This is a genomic window from Streptomyces chattanoogensis (assembly GCF_001294335.1).
GTDB lineage: Bacteria > Actinomycetota > Actinomycetes > Streptomycetales > Streptomycetaceae > Streptomyces > Streptomyces chattanoogensis.
Genome location: NZ_LGKG01000142.1, coordinates 82,938 through 101,263, shown reverse-complemented (window position 1 = coordinate 101,263; position 18,326 = coordinate 82,938). Strand labels below are relative to the sequence as shown.

17 protein-coding genes and 1 rRNA gene are annotated in these 18,326 nt (G+C 71.7%); 10 read left to right on the top strand and 8 right to left on the bottom strand.

Translation table 11 applies throughout. From position 1 onward, the window contains the following. Positions 1 to 93 precede the first annotated feature (93 nt). The 3 genes from rrf to ADL29_RS44595 all read left to right on the top strand — a co-directional run bounded on the left by rrf (position 94) and on the right by ADL29_RS44595 (position 2,206). A 5S ribosomal RNA gene (gene rrf, locus ADL29_RS21650) occupies positions 94 to 206 on the top strand. Between the two features lie 294 nt (positions 207 to 500). Then, on the top strand, positions 501 to 1,487 hold the full coding sequence (locus ADL29_RS44600; protein ID WP_211274363.1) for a hypothetical protein: 987 nt from the start codon (positions 501 to 503) through the stop codon (positions 1,485 to 1,487). Next, complete coding sequence (locus ADL29_RS44595) at positions 1,424 to 2,206, top strand: tetratricopeptide repeat protein (RefSeq protein WP_211274362.1); 783 nt, start codon at positions 1,424 to 1,426, stop codon at positions 2,204 to 2,206. The genes ADL29_RS44600 and ADL29_RS44595 overlap by 64 nt, the downstream gene beginning before the upstream one ends. Before the next feature lie 92 nt (positions 2,207 to 2,298). Here the strand turns inward: ADL29_RS44595 and ADL29_RS21635 are convergent, their stop codons facing one another. From ADL29_RS21635 to ADL29_RS21615, 5 genes are all read right to left on the bottom strand, one after another. Beyond that, positions 2,299 to 4,131: an IucA/IucC family protein gene (locus ADL29_RS21635; RefSeq protein WP_053925261.1), complete on the bottom strand. Its 1,833-nt coding sequence runs from the start codon at positions 4,129 to 4,131 to the stop codon at positions 2,299 to 2,301. After that, entirely contained in the window at positions 4,128 to 4,697 is a 570-nt protein-coding gene (locus tag ADL29_RS21630; RefSeq protein ID WP_053925260.1) for a GNAT family N-acetyltransferase, read from the bottom strand. Before ADL29_RS21630 ends, ADL29_RS21635 begins: the two co-directional genes overlap by 4 nt. Continuing rightward, positions 4,694 to 6,040: a lysine N(6)-hydroxylase/L-ornithine N(5)-oxygenase family protein gene (locus tag ADL29_RS21625; RefSeq protein ID WP_053925259.1), complete on the bottom strand. Its 1,347-nt coding sequence runs from the start codon at positions 6,038 to 6,040 to the stop codon at positions 4,694 to 4,696. The genes ADL29_RS21630 and ADL29_RS21625 overlap by 4 nt, the downstream gene beginning before the upstream one ends. A 69-nt stretch (positions 6,041 to 6,109) precedes the next feature. Continuing rightward, positions 6,110 to 7,672 (bottom strand): pyridoxal phosphate-dependent decarboxylase family protein, encoded by a 1,563-nt coding sequence (locus ADL29_RS21620; RefSeq protein ID WP_053925258.1) that lies wholly within the window; start codon positions 7,670 to 7,672, stop codon positions 6,110 to 6,112. Between the two features lie 178 nt (positions 7,673 to 7,850). Next, positions 7,851 to 9,116, bottom strand: coding sequence for a DUF1015 family protein (locus ADL29_RS21615; RefSeq protein ID WP_053925257.1), 1,266 nt, complete (start codon positions 9,114 to 9,116; stop codon positions 7,851 to 7,853). A gap of 174 nt (positions 9,117 to 9,290) precedes the next feature. On the opposite strand from ADL29_RS21615, the gene ADL29_RS21610 reads away from it, so the two are divergent. Further along, entirely contained in the window at positions 9,291 to 10,316 is a 1,026-nt protein-coding gene (locus ADL29_RS21610) for an HAD-IIA family hydrolase (RefSeq protein WP_053925256.1), read from the top strand. Between the two features lie 28 nt (positions 10,317 to 10,344). On the opposite strand, the gene ADL29_RS21605 is transcribed toward ADL29_RS21610, so the two are convergent. Both ADL29_RS21605 and ADL29_RS21600 read right to left on the bottom strand, forming a co-directional pair. Continuing rightward, the gene (locus ADL29_RS21605) at positions 10,345 to 11,220 is read right to left on the bottom strand and encodes a siderophore-interacting protein (RefSeq protein ID WP_053925255.1); all 876 of its coding nucleotides are present in this window, start codon (positions 11,218 to 11,220) and stop codon (positions 10,345 to 10,347) included. A gap of 82 nt (positions 11,221 to 11,302) precedes the next feature. Continuing rightward, positions 11,303 to 12,331 carry an ABC transporter substrate-binding protein gene (locus tag ADL29_RS21600; RefSeq protein ID WP_053925254.1) on the bottom strand — a complete coding sequence of 343 codons (1,029 nt, stop codon included), beginning with the start codon at positions 12,329 to 12,331 and terminating at the stop codon, positions 11,303 to 11,305. 191 nt (positions 12,332 to 12,522) lie between these two features. Between ADL29_RS21600 and ADL29_RS21595 the strand changes: the two genes are divergently transcribed. From ADL29_RS21595 to ADL29_RS21585, 3 genes are all read left to right on the top strand, one after another. Further along, positions 12,523 to 13,512 carry a FecCD family ABC transporter permease gene (locus tag ADL29_RS21595; protein WP_425424262.1) on the top strand — a complete coding sequence of 330 codons (990 nt, stop codon included), beginning with the start codon at positions 12,523 to 12,525 and terminating at the stop codon, positions 13,510 to 13,512. A gap of 38 nt (positions 13,513 to 13,550) precedes the next feature. Further along, complete coding sequence (locus tag ADL29_RS21590) at positions 13,551 to 14,621, top strand: FecCD family ABC transporter permease (RefSeq protein WP_245689570.1); 1,071 nt, start codon at positions 13,551 to 13,553, stop codon at positions 14,619 to 14,621. Positions 14,622 to 14,797: 176 nt separating this feature from the next. Further along, positions 14,798 to 15,652 carry an ABC transporter ATP-binding protein gene (locus ADL29_RS21585; RefSeq protein ID WP_053925252.1) on the top strand — a complete coding sequence of 285 codons (855 nt, stop codon included), beginning with the start codon at positions 14,798 to 14,800 and terminating at the stop codon, positions 15,650 to 15,652. On the opposite strand, the gene ADL29_RS21580 is transcribed toward ADL29_RS21585, so the two are convergent. Then, a complete protein-coding gene (locus ADL29_RS21580; RefSeq protein WP_053925251.1) occupies positions 15,636 to 15,983 on the bottom strand; it encodes an SCP2 sterol-binding domain-containing protein in 348 nt (115 codons plus the stop codon). The two genes, ADL29_RS21585 and ADL29_RS21580, sit on opposite strands and share 17 nt — an antisense overlap. A gap of 74 nt (positions 15,984 to 16,057) precedes the next feature. Between ADL29_RS21580 and ADL29_RS21575 the strand changes: the two genes are divergently transcribed. Genes ADL29_RS21575 through ADL29_RS21565 form a run of 3 tightly spaced genes read left to right on the top strand, consistent with a single transcriptional unit; the run spans position 16,058 to position 18,223 of the window. Further along, positions 16,058 to 16,462, top strand: a complete 405-nt coding sequence (locus tag ADL29_RS21575) for a hypothetical protein (protein ID WP_107095039.1) — start codon at positions 16,058 to 16,060, stop codon at positions 16,460 to 16,462. A gap of 7 nt (positions 16,463 to 16,469) precedes the next feature. Further along, on the top strand, positions 16,470 to 17,285 hold the full coding sequence (locus ADL29_RS21570) for a TlyA family RNA methyltransferase (protein ID WP_046928727.1): 816 nt from the start codon (positions 16,470 to 16,472) through the stop codon (positions 17,283 to 17,285). 59 nt (positions 17,286 to 17,344) lie between these two features. Next, a complete protein-coding gene (locus ADL29_RS21565; RefSeq protein ID WP_046931385.1) occupies positions 17,345 to 18,223 on the top strand; it encodes an NAD kinase in 879 nt (292 codons plus the stop codon). The last annotated feature ends 103 nt before the right edge of the window (positions 18,224 to 18,326 follow it).

Below are 18,326 nucleotides of genomic sequence, written 5' to 3'. Positions count from 1 at the left end.
ACTGGGTTGATAGGCCAGATATGGAAGCGCCGTAAGGTGTGGAGTTGACTGGTACTAATAGGCCGAGGGCTTGTCCTCAGTTGCTCGCGTCCACTGTGTGGTTCCCGGGTTGCGCGCCCGGTTACATTCCGAACCCGGAAGCTAAGCCTTTCAGCGCCGATGGTACTGCAGGGGGGACCCTGTGGGAGAGTAGGACGCCGCCGAACAATCTTTCAAGGACCCTTGGTCCCAGCGTTCAGCTGGGATCAAGGGTCCTTTTTTGTTTTGCCGAAGCGCGCCGAACAGGTCGGTGCGTGAGAATGAAGTAGTACCGAAGACAGGAGTCACGTCGATGTCCACCAACTCTTCCGACGATCGTTGGGAGCGCCGGCCGCAGCGGCGCGACGGCGGTGACCGCGGTGGTTTCCGGCGTGATGACCGGGGGCCGCGGCGTGACGATGACCGCGGTGGACGCCCCTCCGGCGGCGGCTATGGGGGTCGTGACAATCGCGGCGGGGACCGTGGCGGATTCCGCCGCGATGACCGTCCGTCCGGTGGCGACCGTGGCGGGTTCCGTCGGGATGACCGGCGAGATGACCGTCGGGACGACCGGCCGCGTGGGCCGCGTCGTGAGGACGACCGTGGTGGCCGGCCGAGCGGTGGCCGTGGCGGATATGGCGGGCGGGATGACCGCGGCGGGGACCGTGGTGGGTTCCGTCGTGATGACCGTCCGTCCGGTGGCGATCGTGGTGGGTTCCGTCGGGATGACCGTCGGGACGACCGGCCGCGTGGGCCGCGTCGTGATGATGAGCGCGGTGGCGGCTTCCGGCGGGACGACCGCGGCGGTGAGCGTGGCGGGTTCCGTCGTGATGACCGCGGTGGGGACCGTGGCGGTTTCCGGCGGGACGACCGTGGCGGGCGGCCTGGTGGCAGCGGTGGCGGTTACGCAGGGCGGGACGACCGCGGCGGGTTCCGTCGTGACGACCGTCGTGACGAGCGGCGGGATGACCGCGGCGGTGAGCGTGGCGGCTTCCGCCGTGACGACCGTCGTGACGAGCGTCCCTCTGGTGGCGACCGTGGTGGCTTCCGGCGTGATGACCGCGGCGGGGACCGTGGTGGGTTCCGTCGTGATGACCGTCCGTCCGGTGGCGATCGGGGCGGGTTCCGGCGTGATGACCGGCGTGATGACCGTCGGGACGACCGGCCGCGTGGGCCGCGTCGTGATGATGAGCGCGGTGGCGGCTACCGGCGGGACGACCGCGGCGGTGAGCGTGGCGGGTTCCGTCGTGATGACCGCGGTGGGGACCGTGGCGGGTTCCGGCGGGACGACCGCGGGCCGCGTCGGGACGATGACCGCGGCGGGCGTCGGCCGTACGGCGGCGGGCGTGGGCGTGACGACCGGCGTGACGAGCGGCGTGACCGGGACCGGGAGCCGATCAAGCGGCTGCCGATTCCGGAGGACGTCACCGGTGACGAGATCGACAAGGACGTGCGGCAGGAGCTGCTGAGCCTGCCGAAGACGCTTGCCGAGGATGTGGCCAAGAACCTGGTGATGGTCGCCAAGCTGCTGGACGAGGACCCGGAGAAGGCGTACGGGTACTCGCGGGTGGCGCTGCGGCTGGCGTCCAGGGTTGCGGCGGTGCGCGAGGCCGCGGGCTTCGCGGCGTACGCGGTCGGTAAGTACAGCGAGGCGCTGGGCGAGTTCCGGGCGGCGCGGCGGATGACCGGTGGCGTCGAGCTGTGGCCCGTCATGGCGGACTGCGAGCGCGGGATGGGCCGGCCGGAGAAGGCGCTGGCGATGGCCGGTGAGCCCGAGGTGCAGCGGCTGGACCGGGCCGGGCAGGTCGAGATGCGGCTGGTCGCGGCGGGTGCCCGTCGGGACATGGGGCAGGCGGACGCGGCGGTGGTGACGCTGCAGAGCCCCGAGCTGGCGTCGAACGCCGTGCACCCGTGGACCGCCCGGCTGCGGTACGCCTACGCGGATGCGCTGCTGGAGGTCGGGCGCGAGGACGAGGCCCGTGACTGGTTCGCCAAGGCGCTGGAGGCCGACCAGGCCGGTACGACGGACGCCTCGGACCGGCTGGCGGAGCTGGACGGGGTGCAGTTCACCGATGTCCTGGAAGACAGCGAGGACAGCGAGGACAGCGCCGACGCGGATGAGGACGCGCGCGGCGGGGCTGCCGGTGAGGCCGAGGCCGAGGGGCGGTCCGAGTCCGAGAAGGGCTGAACAGCTGTCTGGTAGCTGAGCAGCTGCCTGGCGGACGAGTACGGCGAAGGGCGGGATCCCGGTGGGGTCCCGCCCTTCGCCGTTGTGGGGGGTCAGGGGGCGTACGGGGCGATCGGGTTGCGGAGGGTGCCGATGAGCTGGAGGGCGCCGGCCGGGTCCTGGAGGTCGACCATCTCCTGGTTGTTCCGCAGCTGGAGGCGGTTGAGGCAGGAGAGCGCGAACTCCTCGGTGAACAGGTCGTATGCGGTGAACTTGGCGGCGAGGTGGGGGTGGGCGGCCTGGTAGGCGGTGACGCAGTCGGCGACCGTGCGCCAGAAGGACTCCTCGGTCAGGATGCCGCGGTCGGCGAGGGTGCCGCTCAGGAAGCGGAAGAAGCAGTCGAAGACATCCGTGAAGACGGAGAGGAGCTTCTTGTCCTCGGGGACGTCGGCGCGGATGCGTTCGACGGCGGGGGGCAGGACCGCGGCGAAGGGGGCACCTCCCTGGCCCTTAAGGCCTTGGGGGACCATGACGGCGATCTCTTCGGCGATGTCCTTGAAGATCGCGCGGTCCACCGCACCGTCCTCGTCCAGGACGAGGATGACGTTTTCGCCGTGCGGCATGAAGACCAGGTCGTAGGCGTAGAAGGCGTGGAGGACGGGGGTGAGGTAGGCGTCCAGGTAGCGGCGGAGCCAGGCAGTGGGCTCGAGGCCGGACGCCTCGATGAGGGCGGCGGCGAAGGAGTCGCCGTCGCGGTCGGTGTGGAGGAGCGACGCCATGGTGGCGAGGCGTTGTCCCGGTTCCAGGGTGGGAACGGGGCTTTCGCGCCACAGCGCGGCGAGCATTTTGAGGTACGGGGAGCCCTTGGCGGTGGCGGCCTCGTACTGGCGGTGGTGGTAGCCGATGGCGGCGCGCTCGCGGATGATCGAGAAGCGGGCGGCCCGGAAGGTGTCGTCGGCGGCGATCAGGCCGGCCAGCCAGTCGTTGATGGCCGGGGTGGCCTCCATGTAGGAGGCGGAGAGGCCGCGCATGAAGCCCATGTTGAGGACGGAGAGGGCCGTCTTCACATAGTGCTTGGCGGGGGCGGTGGTGTTGAAGAAGGTACGGATGGACTGCTGGGCGAGGTGGTCGTCGTCGCCGGGGCCGAGGCACACCAGGCGCTGCTGGGCGACCTCGGCGGCGAAGGTGACGGACAGCTTGTTCCACCACTGCCAGGGGTGGGTGGGGAAGAAGTAGTAGTCGGAGGGGGTGAGGCCGAGGTCGGTGAGGGTGGTGGTGAAGCGCTTCACCGTTGCTTCGTCGAGTTCGTCGCGGATGAGGGTGTCGTAGTCGAGGCCGGTGCCGGCGGTGAAGGTGGCGTGGTCGCGGCGGGCGGCGAGCCAGAGGAGCCGGACGGGGGCGGCGGCTTCGGGGGCGTAGGCGTGGTACTCGTGGATGCCGAAGCCGAGGCGGCCGTTGTTGGCGACAAAGCAGGGGTGGCCCTCGGTCATGCCGGTTTCGACGGCCTGGAAGCCGGATTGTGCGAGCTCGGCGGCGGAGGGCCGGTCGGCGGCGAGTTTGTACGCGGTGCCGGAGAGGGTGGAGCTGATCTCCTCGAGGTAGACGGGGAGGATCGACGGGCCGAGGCCCAGGAAGTTGCGGAGTTCGATGAAGAACTCCAGGGCGTCCAGGGGGAGTTCGTCGTGGCCGCGGTGGCGGGTGATGCTGTCGGGGTCGACCTGCCAGTGGTCGAGGGCCTGTCTGCGGGCGGCGAAGCGGTATTCGGTGCCGCCGTCGTCGCTGCGTACGGCGTAGTGGCCGTCCTGGGGGAGGCGCTTGGGGGTGAGCAGCCGTTCGTGGGCGAATTCGGCGAGGGCCTTGCGGATCAGCAGGCGGTTGGCCTCGGCCCACAGGCCGGGGGTGAGGTGGGCGACGGCGTCCTGGGCGGCAAGGCCGGGGGTGGTCATCGGTGGTCTCCTTGGGTGGCCAGGAACTGGTCGCGGGTGCAGGTGCTGAGGTAGGCGTCCTTGGAGGGGAGCGAGACGGTGCGCAGGACCTCGAAGCCGACGGCCTTGTTAAGGGCGTGGACGGCGGTGTTGCGGGCGTCCGGCTCGACGACGACGCGGTGGGTGGCCGGGTCGGTGAAGAGCATCTCCATGACGGTGGTGATCACGGCGCGGGTGAAGCCGTGCAAGGGGGTGGCGGTGGGGGCCGTGAGGAAGTGCATGCCGACATCGCCGGGTGCGGCGGCGTGGATGCCGACCAGTTCGCGGTGCGCGGGGTCGTAGCGCTCCATCAGGAAGGCCGGGGTGCCGTTGTGCAGGCCGAGGAACGCGTCGTGGTGTGGGTCGGCGGCGATGCGCGTGAATTCCTTCTCGACGGCGGCGAGGCCGAAGTCCTGCATCAGCCAGAAGACGGCTTTGGGGTGGGTGACCCAGGAGTGCAGGAGTGTGGCGTCGGCGGCCGGCTCCACGGGCCGCAGGGAGAAGTCCCCGAGTGTGGTGTCGGTGCGGGTGAAGAGGGGGGTGGTCATGCTGCGGGGATCTCCGGGAAGTGGTGCGGGGCGGCGGCCGGGGCGGCGAATTCCTGGAAGGCGATGGCCTTTTCGACCGGGTAGTACTCGCGGCCGAGCAGCTCGCGGATGATGCAGGAGTTGCGGTACGCGGCCATGCCGAGGTCGGGGGTGACGAAGCCGTGGGTGTGCAGCTCGGCGTTCTGCACGAAGATGCCGTGGCCGGTGGTGTCGATGCTGTAGTTGCGGGCGACGTCGTAGCGGCCGCTGTCGTCCCAGGCGATGCGGTCGCGGACGGGGGTGAGGAAGTCCGGTACGCGGTGGCGGTAGCCGGTGGCGAGGATCAGGCCCTGGGTGTCGAGGGAGTAGTCCTGGCCCTGTTCCTCCTGGCGCAGGCCGAGGGTGTAGGTGCCGGATGCGGCTTCGTAACTCGCGCTGTGCAGTGCGGAGTTGGTGAGGAGCCGGGTGGGGACGGGGCCCGCGAGGCTCTTCTGGTAGAGCAGATCGAAGATGTCGTTGATCAGCTCCGAGTCGATGCCCTTGTAGAGGTGTTTCTGGGTGGTGTTGAGACGGTCGCGGGTGGCCGCGGGGAGGGCGTGGAAGTAGTCCACGTACTCCGGGGAGGTCATCTCCAGGGTGAGCTTGGTGTATTCGAGGGGGAAGAAGCGGGGGGAGCGGGTCGCCCAGGTCAGGTGGTAGCCGTGGCTGTCGATGTCCTGGAGGAGGTCGAAGTAGATCTCGGCGGCGCTCTGGCCGCTGCCGATGAGGGTGATCGAGTCCTTGGCCTGGAGAGCGGCCTTGGCGTCCAGGTAGTCGGCGTTGTGCAGGAGGTCGCCGCCCAGGTCCCGGCAGGCGTCGGGGATGTGGGGCGGGGTGCCGGTGCCGAGGACGATCTTGCGGGCGCGGAAGGTGCGGCGTGCGCCCTGGTGGTCGGCGTGGACGACGTAGAGCTGGGCGCTCTCGTCGTACTCGACGGTGGTGACCTGGTGGGCGAAGCGGACGGTGTCGAGTTTGCCGGCCGCCCAGCGGCAGTAGTCGTTGAACTCGGCCCGCAGGGGATAGAAGTTCTCGCGGATGTAGAACGGGTACAGCCGCCCCGATTCCTTGAGGTAGTTGAGGAAGGAGAAGGGGGAGGTGGGGTCGGCGAGGGTGACCAGGTCGGCCATGAAGGGCACCTGGAGATGGGTGCTGTCCAGCATCATGCCGGGGTGCCAGTCGAAGGCCGGCTTGTCGTCGAGGAACAGGCCGTCGAGTTCGGTGATGGGGGCGGTCAGGCAGGCCAGGCCCAGGTTGAAGGGGCCGAGGCCGATGGCGATGAAGTCGTAGGGGTCGTCGGGGCAGGAGTGGCGGGGCGCGGCGGACACAGGGGTTCTCCGGGAAGGGGGGCGGCTCGGGAAGGGGGCACCTCCCATGCCTCAAGGCATGGGGGAGGGTCAGCGGGCGCTGAGGGCCGGTTCGGGCCGCTCGGCCAGGTAACTGCCGGCGTGTTCGGCGATCAGGTCGAGGACGGTGGCGATGTCCTCGAGCGTGGTCTCCGGGTTGAGCAGGGTGAATTTGAGGTAGTGGCGGCCGTCGACCTTGGTGCCCGCGACGATGGCGTCGCCGGAGGCGAACAGGGCGTCCCGGGCGTGCAGGTTGACCTGGTCGATGACGTCGGGATCCGGCCCGGTGGCCGGTACGTACCGGAAGACCAGGGTGCTGAGCTGGGGCTCCACGACCACCTCGAAGCGGGGGTCGTCGTGGAGGAGCTTCCAGGCGTCCGCGGCGCGGTCGATGACCTCGTCGAAGAGCTCGCCGAGGGCCCCGGCGCCCATGATGCGCAGGGTGAGCCAGAGTTTGAGGGCGTCGAAGCGGCGGGTGGTCTGGATCGACTTGTCGACCTGGTTGGGGATGCGCCGCTCCGCCATCCGGCGCGGGTTGAGGTAGTCCGCGTGGTAGGTGACATGGCGGAGGGTGGACCGGTCGCGGACCAGGACGGCGCTCGAACTGACCGGCTGGAAGAAGGACTTGTGGTAGTCGACGGTCACCGAGTCGGCGCGCTCGATGCCGTCGAGCAGCTCGCGGCGGCGGGAGACCAGCAGCCCGCAGCCGTAGGCCGCGTCCACATGCATCCATGCTCCGTACCGGACGCAGAGGTCGGCGATCTCGGGAAGCGGGTCGATGGAGCCGAAGTCGGTGGTGCCGGCGGTGGCGACGACGGCCATGGGGATCAGGCCGTCGCGATGGCAGCGCGCCAGCTCGTCGGTCAGGTCGTCGGTGCGCATCCGCCTGTGCTCGTCGGCCGGTACGGAGATGACGGCCTCGGCGCCCATGCCGAGCAGGGTGGCCGATTTGCGGATGCTGAAGTGGCTGCACTCGGAGGTGAGGATGCGCAGCCGGGGCAGGACGTCGGTGAGCCGGGCGCCCGCCGGCGCTCCGTCGCGGGTCAGCTCCCGGCGGCAGGCCTCGTCGCGGGCGAGGAGCATGGCCTGGAGGTTGGACTGGCTGCCGCCGCTGGTGAAGATGCCGTCGGCGTGCTCGCCGAGGCCGGCGCGGCCGGCCGTCCAGTCGATCAGACGCCGCTCGATGAGGGTGCCGCCGGCGCTCTGGTCCCAGGTGTCCAGCGAGGAGTTGACGGCGGCGAGGACGGCCTCGCCGACCAGGGCCGGAATCACCACGGGGCAGTTGAGGTGCGCGAGATAGCGCGGGTGGTGGAAGTAGACGGCGTCGCGGAGGTAGACCTCTTCGAGTTCGTCGAGGGCGGCGGCCGGGTCGTGGAGCGGCGCCTCGAGGTCGACGGCGGCCACGGTGGGCGTGAGGCCCTCGACGGAAATCCCGGTGAACGGGCGGTCGGTGGCGGCGATTCTGGCGCTGACGCGGGCGACGGATTCGGTCACGGCGGCGCGGTAGCGGGCGGCGGTGGCGTTGTTGAGCAGATGGGCTCTGCTGTCGGCCGGTTCGGTGGGGGATATACCGGCGGGCGACGGATCCTCGGCGGAGGGCGCGAGGAGGCTCATGAAGGTGTCCTCCCTGATACGGGGTTGACCACGTCCTGCGCAGGGCGGAGAGGTGCCCAGGGGGATGGGTGCGCAGGGGCGGGAAACCCACCCGGAGCGACGTAGTGAGGTAAGCCTAACCTAACTAGCCCTTCGGGTGGGTATGGGGTGCCGTCAAGAGGGCCGACCGGCTGGGGATTCAGTTCTCGCCGTCGTCCAGCGTGCGCATGACCAGGCCGGTGGCCGGCTTGGGCCCGAAGGAGGTGGACTTGCGCGGCATCGTCACGCCGCACTGGGCGAGTTGACGGACCGTGTCCTCGGAGGTGGCGCGCATCAGCACGGCGGTGCCGCCGTGCCGGGCGGCCTGGGCGACGGCGGCCTCGGCGTGGTGCAGATAGCCGATGTCCGACGGACGGTCGGGAATGCGCCAGACCTCGTCCAGCAGGGCGGAGTGCAGCACGGTGGCGTCCAGCCGACGCCACGCCTCGGGCCGGTCGGTGCGGATCGTACGGTCGAGCAGCCCGGGGTCGGGGCGGTCCAGGAGGTGGAAGGAGTCCGGGCCGCCGGCCAGGACGAAGGCGTTGCCGGGCGTCTCCTCGAGGGTCTCCATGGCGGCGGACAGCCCGCCCGGCAGCCGGCGGACGCGGAAGGCGCCGGCCACCCCCATCAGCGCCTTGCCGACCGGCAGATGCGGCAGGACGCGGTGGATCGCCCGGACCTGCAGCGGATAGCGGGCGGTGTCGACCAGCAGCACCAGGCCAAAGGCCCAGGGGGAGTCCGAAGTGGCGCCCGGCTGCTGCTCGTAGAGCCGCTGGTACGTCGCCCAGCGGTGGTGGCCGTCCGCGATCAGCGCCTCGCGGCGGGCGAGATCGGCGTTGATGGCGGCCAGGTCGGCGGGGTCGGACACGGCCCACAGACGGTGCGCGAAGCCGTCCTCGGTGGTGGTGGCGAGCAGCGGGGCGGACTGCACGGTCCGCTCGATGACGGCGGTGGCGCCGGTGGCCGTGCCCTGGCCGCGGTACGAGAGCAGCAACGGCTCGAAATTGGCGGCCGCCTCGCGCATCAGGGCGGCGCGGTCCTCGACCACCTCCGGAATGACGTCCTCGTGCGGCAGCACCGGCCCGTCCAGGCGCAGCGCGCCGATCAGCCCGCGCTGCAGCACCTCGCCGCTGCGCTGCTCGTACACATACAGCGCGGGCCGGTCGTCCGGCCGCAGGACACCCTCCGCGCGCCAGCGGTGCAGGGTGTCGGCGGCCTGGCGGGGAGCGGCACCGGGGTCGGCGGCGTGCGGCAGGATCAGCCGGACGATGTTGTACGGATCCGCGGTCTCCAGTTCGCGCACGCCGTCCGGCCGGACCACGACGTCGTACGGCGGGGAGGTGACAGCGGTGAGGCTGCTGACCCGGTCCGGGGCGTAGCGCAGTCCACGGAACGGGAGGAGGCGAAGGCCGTCGGTGCTGGTCATTGAAGAATGCTATGCCGATTGCGCGATGAGGGAAGATCGGGGTACAGCGCGCGGTTGGCCGGAAATATCGGCTGGATGTGCCGGTGTGCGAGGAGAGCGGACCCCGGAGCGCAGGCGTCCGGATACGCGTCGGACACTGGGACGACGATGCGTGGGAGCGAGGAGCGAGACGGCATGAACGAGCGGATTCGCAGGCAGCCCGACGGGTGCGAGCGTGCGCTGAGTGCGGCGTACGACACCGCGCTGCTGGATCTGGACGGTGTCGTCTACGCCGGCGGGGAGGCCATCGCGTACGCCGTGGAGTCGCTGACGGCGGCGCGGGACGGCGGTATGCACCTGGCGTATGTGACGAACAACGCGGCCCGTACCCCGCAGGCGGTCGCCGATCAGCTCACCGGCTTCGGGCTGCCGACCGGGCCGGACGATGTGATCACCTCGGCGCAGGCGGTGGCGCGGCTGATCTCCGAGCAGGTGCCGCGCGGTGCGCGGGTGCTGGCCGTGGGGGGCGAGGGGCTGCGGGTGGCGCTGCGCGAGCGCGGACTGGAACCGGTGGCGTCGGCGGACGACGACCCGGCGGCCGTGGTGCAGGGCTATGACCCCACGCTGGACTGGGCGCGGCTGGCGGAGGCGGCGTACGCGGTGCAGCGCGGGGTGCCGTGGTTCGCGTCCAACACCGATCTGACCATCCCCAAGGAGCGCGGGATCGCCCCCGGCAACGGCGCGCTGGTGGAGGTGGTGCGGATCGCCGCGGGCGGGGCGCCGCAGGTGGCGGGCAAACCGCAGCCGCCGATGCACCGGGAGACCGTGCTGCGGACCGGGGCGAAGCGGCCGCTGGTGATCGGCGACCGGCTCGATACGGATATCGAGGGCGCGTACAACGGCGGGGTCGACTCGCTGCTGGTGCTCACCGGCGTCACCACGGCCGCGGAGCTGCTGGCCGCGCCGCCGCAGCACCGGCCGACGTATGTGGACGCCGATCTGCGGGGCGTGCTGCAGCCGCAGCCTCCGGTGACCCCGGAGGACGGCGGCTTCCGGTGCGGCGGCTGGCGTGCCGAGGCGGCCGGGGACGCGCTCGTCCTGGACGGTGACGGCGCACCGCTGGACGGGCTGCGCGCGCTGTGCGCGGCGGCCTGGACGGCGGCCGGGGACGGCAGTTGGGAAGGGGACGCGGGGAAGGCGCTGGGGCGGATCGGCAGGTGAGGCGGGCGCGTCCGGTCAGCGTCGTCGGTCAGTCCTCGCCGTCCGCCGGTGCCGTGCCCGCCGTCAGCTCCGCGAGCAGGTCCTCCTCGGTGGCGCCGCGCCGCCAGTAGCCGGTGAACTTCACGGCCCTGCGGTCGATTCCGCGGTCCCTTACGAGATGCCGGCGGACGGCCTTGACGGTCCCGGCCTCGCCGGCGATCCAGGCGTACGGGGTGCCCTCGGGCAGTTCGGCGGTGCGCAGGGCCGCCGGCAGCCGGCCGGGGTCGCCGTCCCGTACGAGCCAGGTGATGTCGGCGTCGGCGAAGGTGGGCAGCGGCTGACGGTCGTCCTCGTGGGCGATCTCGATCCAGACCTTGGCCCGGGTGCCGGGGGACAGCCAGGACAGGATGCCGGCGATGGCGGGCAGCGCCGTCTCGTCGCCGGTGAGCAGGATCCAGTCGGTGCCCGTGGGTGGCCGGAAGTCGACGCCGCCGTTGTCCTCGACGACCGGGGCGAGGACGGTCAGCCGGTCGCCGGGCCGGGCGCCGGCGGCCCAGCGGGCCGCGGGACCGCCCGCCGCCGTGCCGTGCCCGGCACCGTGCAGCGCGAAGTCCACGTCGAACTCCCCGGAGTGACACCGCTTTTCGCGGATCGTGTACGAGCGCATCAGCGGGCGCTCGGCCGGATCCTGCGCGCGCCAGGTGGTGTACCAGCCGTCCGAGGTGTCCTCGAAGACCGGCCGGTCCTGGTGCGGCTGCGGGAGGAAGAGCTTGAAGCGCTGGTCGCGGCCGCCGGACGCCAGGGCGTCCAGCCGTTCGCCGCCGAAGGTGACGCGGACGACGGAGGGGCTCACCCGCCTGGTGCGGACGACATGGACATCGAAGAAGCGGAAGGGCGCGGTGGCGGGGGCGGCGGTCGTGGTCATGTCGGGGACCTTCCGTGCGGGGGGTGGCGGGGGTTGGGAGACCGCGGCGGGCCGGTGCCGGTGATCCGCCGCGGCCGTCACCTCAGCTGACCTTCTTGGCGCCTTCGATCGCCTTGGTGAGCGACTCGAGCAGCGGTGCCGCGCCCGCGTACGAGAAGCGCGGCTCGCTCGACCAGGGCGTGACCTGGCCGGCCTTGACGGCGGGAAGCTTGGCCCAGGAGGGCTTGGCGGCCAGGTCCTTGGGCTGGAGGGTGGCCGTCCGGTTGTCCAGCAGCAGGACATCGGCCCGGTACTTGTCGGCGTTCTCCCAGCTCAGGCTCTCGAAGTAGCCGCCCTTGTCGAGGTGGTCGGGGACGATCAGGTCGACACCGAGGGACTTGAAGTACATGAGGTCGGCACTGATGCCGGGGTTGGAGGCGTAGAAGAGACCGGCGCTGCCGGAGCAGGCGAGCACCTTGACGGGGTGCGATGTGGCGGCCTTGCGCAGTGCGGCGGCGGCCTTTTCGAAGCGGGCCTTGGCGTCGGTGACCTTCTTGGCCTTCAGGTCGGCGCCCAGCGACTTCGCCAGCTCGGCGTACCGCTCGATGATGGTGAGCAGCGGCACACGGGCGGAGGTGATCGCGACGGACTTGGCCAGCCCGGTGATCTTGTCCTTGCTGTCGTCTGGGACGAACCACAGGGCGCCCGGCTCGAACATGTTGGTGATCAGCAGATCGGGGCTCAGGCCCGCGTACTTCTCGACGTTGAACTGGTCGTAGGCGTTGCCGAGGATGGTGACCTTGCTGATGTCCAGGTCGCCGGCCTGCGGATCGGGCTTGCCGTTCTTGAGCCTGGTCGGGCCGAAGACGCCGACTATCTGCTCGTCGATGCCGAAGTCGTGCAGTGCGGCGGCGGTGCCGGTGAAGGCGACGATGTGCTGCGGGGTGTGGTCGAGGGAGACCTTCTGCTTCCGGTCGTCGGTGAAGGACCACGGGCCGCCCTTGGCAACGCCGTTGGCGCCCGCCGCACCCTTGTCACCACCGCAGGCGGCGAGCAGGGCGCCGATGCCGACGGCGCCGCCCGCGGCCAGGATTCCGCGGCGGGACACAGTTACGCTTCGGGTGGTGCTCATGGTGGGTGCGCTTCTCTCTGGGAGGGGGCGGGGGCCCTCAAGGCCGGGCGATGTGAGGGTAGGCTAACCTAACTCTCGTGTTGGCTGACAGTCCCCCCGAAGCAACTCCCGTAGCGACCACGGCGGCCACGGCCCCGGACCGGGCGGCGCCGCGGCGCCGGCGGCTCACCTTCCCCCATTGCCTTATGGGCATGGGAGGTGCCCCCTTCGCGGGGCTGGCCGCCTCCGTGGCCGTACTGGCCGTCATCACCGTCGCGGGCATCGCCGTCGGTGCCAAACAGATCCCCCTCGACCAGGTCTGGCACGGGCTCTTCCACTACTCCGGATCCGCCACCGACGTCGTCATCCGCGATGTGCGGCTGCCCCGCACCCTCCTCGGACTGATCGTCGGCGCCGCCCTGGGCCTGGCCGGTACGGTCATGCAGGCGCTGACCCGGAATCCCCTCGCCGACCCCGGAGTTCTCGGTATCAACGCCGGTGCCTCGGCGGCGGTCGTCTCCGCCATCAGCTTCCTGGGCGTCACCTCGCTGACGGGCTATGTGTGGTTCGCCTTCCTCGGCGCCGCGGTGGTCAATGTCGCCGTCTACGTCCTCGGCGGCACCCGCAGCGCCACTCCCGTACGGCTCGCCCTGGCCGGTACCGCACTCACCGCCGTGCTCACCGGCTACCTCAACGCCGTCAACCTCACGGACACCGCGGCGCTGGACAAGATGCGCTTCTGGACGGTCGGTTCGCTGGCCTCGGCCACCATGCCCACGGTCACCGGCATCGCACCGTTCCTCGCCGTCGGCGCGGTCCTCGCCCTGCTGCTCGCCCGGCCGCTGAACGCCATCGCGCTCGGCGACGACCAGGCGCGCGCCCTGGGCACCAAGCTGACCCGCACCCGCGTCCTGGCGATGCTCGCGGTCACCCTGCTGTGCGGCGGCGCGACCGCGGTCTGCGGGCCGATCGTCTATGTCGGCCTGATGGTCCCGCATGCCGTACGGGCCCTCACCGGGCCCGACATGCGCTGGATCCTGCCGTACTCCGCGGTGCTCTCGCCGGTCCTGCTGCTCGGCGCGGACATCCTCGGCCGGGTGGCGGCCCGGCCGGGCGAACTGCAGGTCGGCATCGTCACGGCCGTCATCGGCGGACCGGTCTTCATCTATCTCGTACGGCGTCGGAGGATGGCCCAGCTGTGAGTACGACCAGTACGACCGTGAAGCCTGGGGAGTCCGAGGTGTCCGGGGAGTCCGGGGCGGGTGTGAAGGGGGTCCGGGGCGTACGGGCCGTGCGGACGCGGGGCGGGCTCTCGCTGCGGCTGGACGTACGCGCCCTGCTCGCCTGCCTCCTGCTGCTGGCCCTCGCGCTGGCCGCCGCGATCGCGCTGATCGGCTCCGGCGACTACCCGATGACGCCCGCCGAGGTGCTGAGCACCCTCACCGGCGGCGGCAACCCGGGCCAGGAATTCATCGTCCAGGACCTCCGGCTGCCGCGCGTCCTGGTGGGACTGCTGGCCGGCGCCGCGTTCGGGATCTCCGGGGCGGTCTTCCAGGCCGTCTCCCGCAACCCGCTCGGCAGCCCCGACGTGCTGGGCTTCGCCCAGGGGTCGTCCGTCGGCGCGCTGGTCGTCATCGTCTACTTCCAGGGCGGGACCGTCGCGGTCGCCGCCGGATCCGTCGTCGGCGGAGTGGCCACCGGCGTCGCCATCTTCCTGCTCGCCTGGAAGCGCGGCATCCAGGGCTACCGCTTCGTGCTCGTCGGAATCGGCGCCTCCGCGATGCTCTACGCCCTCGTGCTGTACCTCCTCACCAAGGCCAACATCGTCGAGGCGACCCGGGCCACCATCTGGATGAACGGCTCCCTCAACGGCCGCGACTGGGACCAGGTCGGGCCGCTGGCCGCCGTCTGCGCCGCCCTCCTCCCGCTGCTGCTGCTCCACGGACGGCCGCTGCGGATGCTGGAGATGGGCGACGACGCCGCGTATGCGCTCGGCGTACGGGTCGACCGGGTCCGCGTCGTGACGCTGCTCGCCGCGGTGCTGCTCGTCGCCTCCGCCACCGCCGCGACCGGGCCCATCGCCTTCGTGGCCCTCACCGCGCCCCAGCTCGCCCGTCGCCTCACCCGGTCCCCCGGCCCCAACCTGCTGCCCGCCGCCCTGATGGGCGCCGTCCTGCTGGTCGCCGCGGACTGGTCCGCGCAACGTCTCTTCGGCGCCGACCAGCTGCCGGTGGGGGTGCTGACCGGCGTACTCGGCGGCGGCTATCTGCTGTGGCTGCTGGCCAGGGAGCGGCGGGTGGGGCGGATGTGACGGCGGGGCGGGTGTGGCCGCGGGGCGGAGCGGTACGGCCGGATGTCTGCGTCCTCCCGCCGGCGCCGCGTTTCGCTGCCTGCCGACCGCCCCCGCCGCGTACCGACCGCCTCCGCCGCGCCCCTCGCGCCCGCCGGACAACAGCAGTGATCACGACAATCCCCAGGAGTCCCGAAGTGAGCCGTCTCGCGGCCGAGAACGTCACCCTCGCCTACGACCAGCGGGTCATCGCCGAGAACCTCTCGGTCACCATCCCCGACCACTCCTTCACGGTCATCGTCGGCCCGAACGCCTGCGGCAAGTCGACGCTGCTGCGCGCCCTGTCACGGATGCTGAAGCCCAGCGCGGGATCGGTGCTGCTGGACGGTTCGGCGATCTCCTCCCTCCCCGCCAAGAAGGTCGCCCGCACGCTCGGACTGCTGCCCCAGACCTCCGTCGCGCCGGACGGGATCACCGTCGCGGACCTGGTGGCGCGCGGCCGCTATCCGCACCAGGGGCTGCTGCGGCAGTGGTCGGCCGAGGACGAGCGGATCGTCCAGGAGTCGATGGCGGCCACCGGCGTCGGCGGGCTGGCCGAGCGCTATGTCGACGAACTCTCCGGCGGGCAGCGGCAGCGCGTCTGGATCGCGATGGCACTGGCCCAGCAGACGCCGCTGTTCCTGCTGGACGAGCCGACGACATACCTGGACATCCAGCATCAGATCGAGGTGCTGGACCTGTGCGCGGAGCTGCACGAGGAACAGGGGCGCACCCTGGTGGCCGTGCTGCACGACCTCAACCACGCCGCCCGTTACGCGACCCATCTCATCGCCATGAAGGACGGCGCCGTGATCGCCGAGGGCGCGCCGTGCGAGGTGGTCACGGCCGAGCTGGTGCAGCGGGTCTTCGGCCTGTCCTGCCAGGTCATCGACGATCCGGAGACCGGCACTCCGCTCATCGTCCCGGCGGCGCGCAAGCCCCGTAAGGCGGCGGCCGCGGCTGCGGTGACCGCCTCCGCGGTGCCGACGGCGTCGGCTACAGCAGCGTCCTGAGGCGCAGCAGGTCGCGCAGGCTCGCCTCCAGCCTGACGCGGCCGCTGCCCCAGGCCCTGGCGAAGTTGAGTTGGCCGTCCACCAGCGCCAGCAGATCGTCGCCGGACATGGCGAGGCGGACCTCGGCCTTGTGCGGCGGCGGGCCGGGGACGCTGGTGATGCCCTTGATGGTGCCGTCGGCCAGGCGGCCGAGGAAGGTCACGTCCAGGTCGGTGATGCGGCAGCTGAGTGAGCGGTCGAGGGCGGCGGCGCTGCGTACGTCGCCGTCCGCCGTGGTCATGTTCTGGGCCAGCCGGTCGAGCGCGGCGCGGCACTGGTCGAGGGTTGCCATCGTGAGCGACGATACGCCAGGTCGTGGGCGGCTCGTTCGCCGTGGACGGCCTGCGCCAAGGTAGCGTCGGGGGTATGGAAGAGCCGACGTCCGGCCAGGGGCCGGAGGCAGTCACGGGGGGCGGTCCTGCGGGGCCCGCCGGGCCGGAGCATGCCGGGCCGGGGGAGGCCGCCGCGAGCGGGGAGCCCGCGGGGTCCGTGGAGGCTGCCGGGTCCGTGGAGGCTGCCGGGCCTGCCGAGTCTGCCGGGCCCGCCGGGCCGGAGCCGCTCGGGGTCGGGGTGACCCCCACCGGCGATGCGGCGGTCGATGCCCGGCTGCGGCGTCTCGCCGATGCCGACCACCTCCCCGTGAGCGGCCACCTCGAGGTGTACGAGGATGTGCACCGTGGGCTGCGCGATGCACTGGCCGCTCTCGACCAGCGCCCCGGGCCGCCCACACCTTCCTCGACTTTCTCGACGACGCACGACAACAGGAGCTGAACCACAGGTGGCAGGAGTGGCACGACGCCGACTCGACGCGGAGCTGGTGCGCCGCAAGCTGGCCCGCTCGCGCGAGCACGCGAGCCAGCTGATCGCCGCCGGACGGGTGACCGTCGGCGGGACCACCGCGACCAAGCCGGCCACCCAGGTGGAGACCAGCGCGGCCGTGGTCGTCCGCGAGGACGCCGGGGACCCCGACTACGTCTCGCGCGGCGGCCACAAGCTGGCCGGCGCCTTCGCCGCCTTCGTCCCGCAGGGCCTGCGGATCAAGGGCCGCCGGGCGCTGGACGCCGGCGCCTCCACCGGCGGCTTCACCGATGTCCTGCTACGCGCCGGGGCCGGACATGTGGTCGCCGTCGACGTCGGCTACGGACAGCTCGCCTGGTCCCTGCAGAGCGACGACCGGGTCACTGTGAAGGACCGCACGAACGTACGCGAGTTGACGCTCGAGCAGATCGACTCGCAGCCCGTCGACCTCATCGTCGGCGATCTCTCCTTCATCCCCCTCGGCCTGGTCCTGCCCGCTCTTGTCGCCTGCGCCGCCCCCGACGCCGACCTCGTCATGATGGTCAAGCCGCAGTTCGAGGTGGGCAAGGAACGCCTGGGCAGCGGCGGGGTCGTGCGCAGCGCCGAGCTGCGGGCCGAGGCGGTGCGCGGCGTCGCGGGCCGGGCCGCGGACCTCGGACTCGGCGTACTTGGCGTGACCGCGAGCCCGCTGCCTGGACCTTCCGGGAATGTCGAGTACTTTCTGTGGCTGCGCGCCGGGGCGCCAGCACTCGACCCGGCGGATGTCGACCGTGCAGTGGCGGAGGGGCCTCGTTGACCACAACCAAGGCAGTTGAAGGCAGCGCAGCACACGAACACAACGGCGCGGAGCGGAAGATCTTCCTGCTCGCGCACACCGGCCGTCCCGCGGCCATCCGCAGCGCCGAACTCGTCGTCCAGGGGCTGCTGCGCAGCGGCATCGGGGTGCGGGTGCTGGCGGAGGAGGCCGCGGACCTGCCGCTGCCGACGGCCGTCGAACGCGTCGCCTCCGAGCAGTGCGCGGCCGAGGGCTGCGAACTCCTGGTGGTCCTCGGCGGCGACGGCACACTGCTGCGCGGCGCGGACTTCGCCCGGACGTCCGGGGTACCCATGCTCGGGGTCAACCTCGGCCGGGTCGGCTTCCTGGCGGAGGCCGAACGCGACGACCTCGACAAGGTTGTCGACCGGGTCGTCACCCGCGCGTACGAGGTCGAGGAGCGGATGACCCTCGACGTCCTGGTGCGCAACAACGGCAGTGTGGTGCACACCGACTGGGCGCTGAACGAGGCGTCCGTGGAGAAGGCGGCGCGGGAGCGCATGCTGGAGGTCGTCACCGAGGTCGACGGCCGGCCCGTCTCGCGCTTCGGCGGTGACGGGGTGGTCTGCGCGACCCCCACCGGCTCGACCGCGTATGCCTTCTCGGCGGGCGGCCCGGTGGTCTGGCCCGAGGTCGAGGCCCTGCTGATGGTCCCGATCAGCGCGCATGCCCTCTTCGCCAAGCCGCTGGTCACCTCCCCGCGTTCGGTGCTGGCGGTCGAGGTCCAGCCCAAGACCCCGCACGGTGTGCTGTGGTGCGACGGCCGCCGCAGCGTCGAACTCCCCGCGGGCGCCCGCGTCGAGGTCCGCCGCGGCGCCGTGCCCGTGCGCCTGGCCCGGCTGCATCATGCCTCCTTCACGGATCGTCTGGTGGCCAAGTTCGCCCTGCCGGTGGCGGGGTGGCGGGGGGCGCCGCACTAGGTGCATCCGGTGGATCAGGGCCGGCAGGGCCGGCAGGGCCGCGGCGACCGGTGCTCCCGCACGCCTCAGGAGCGCGGGAGGTGCCCCGTACCCCATCGCTTCG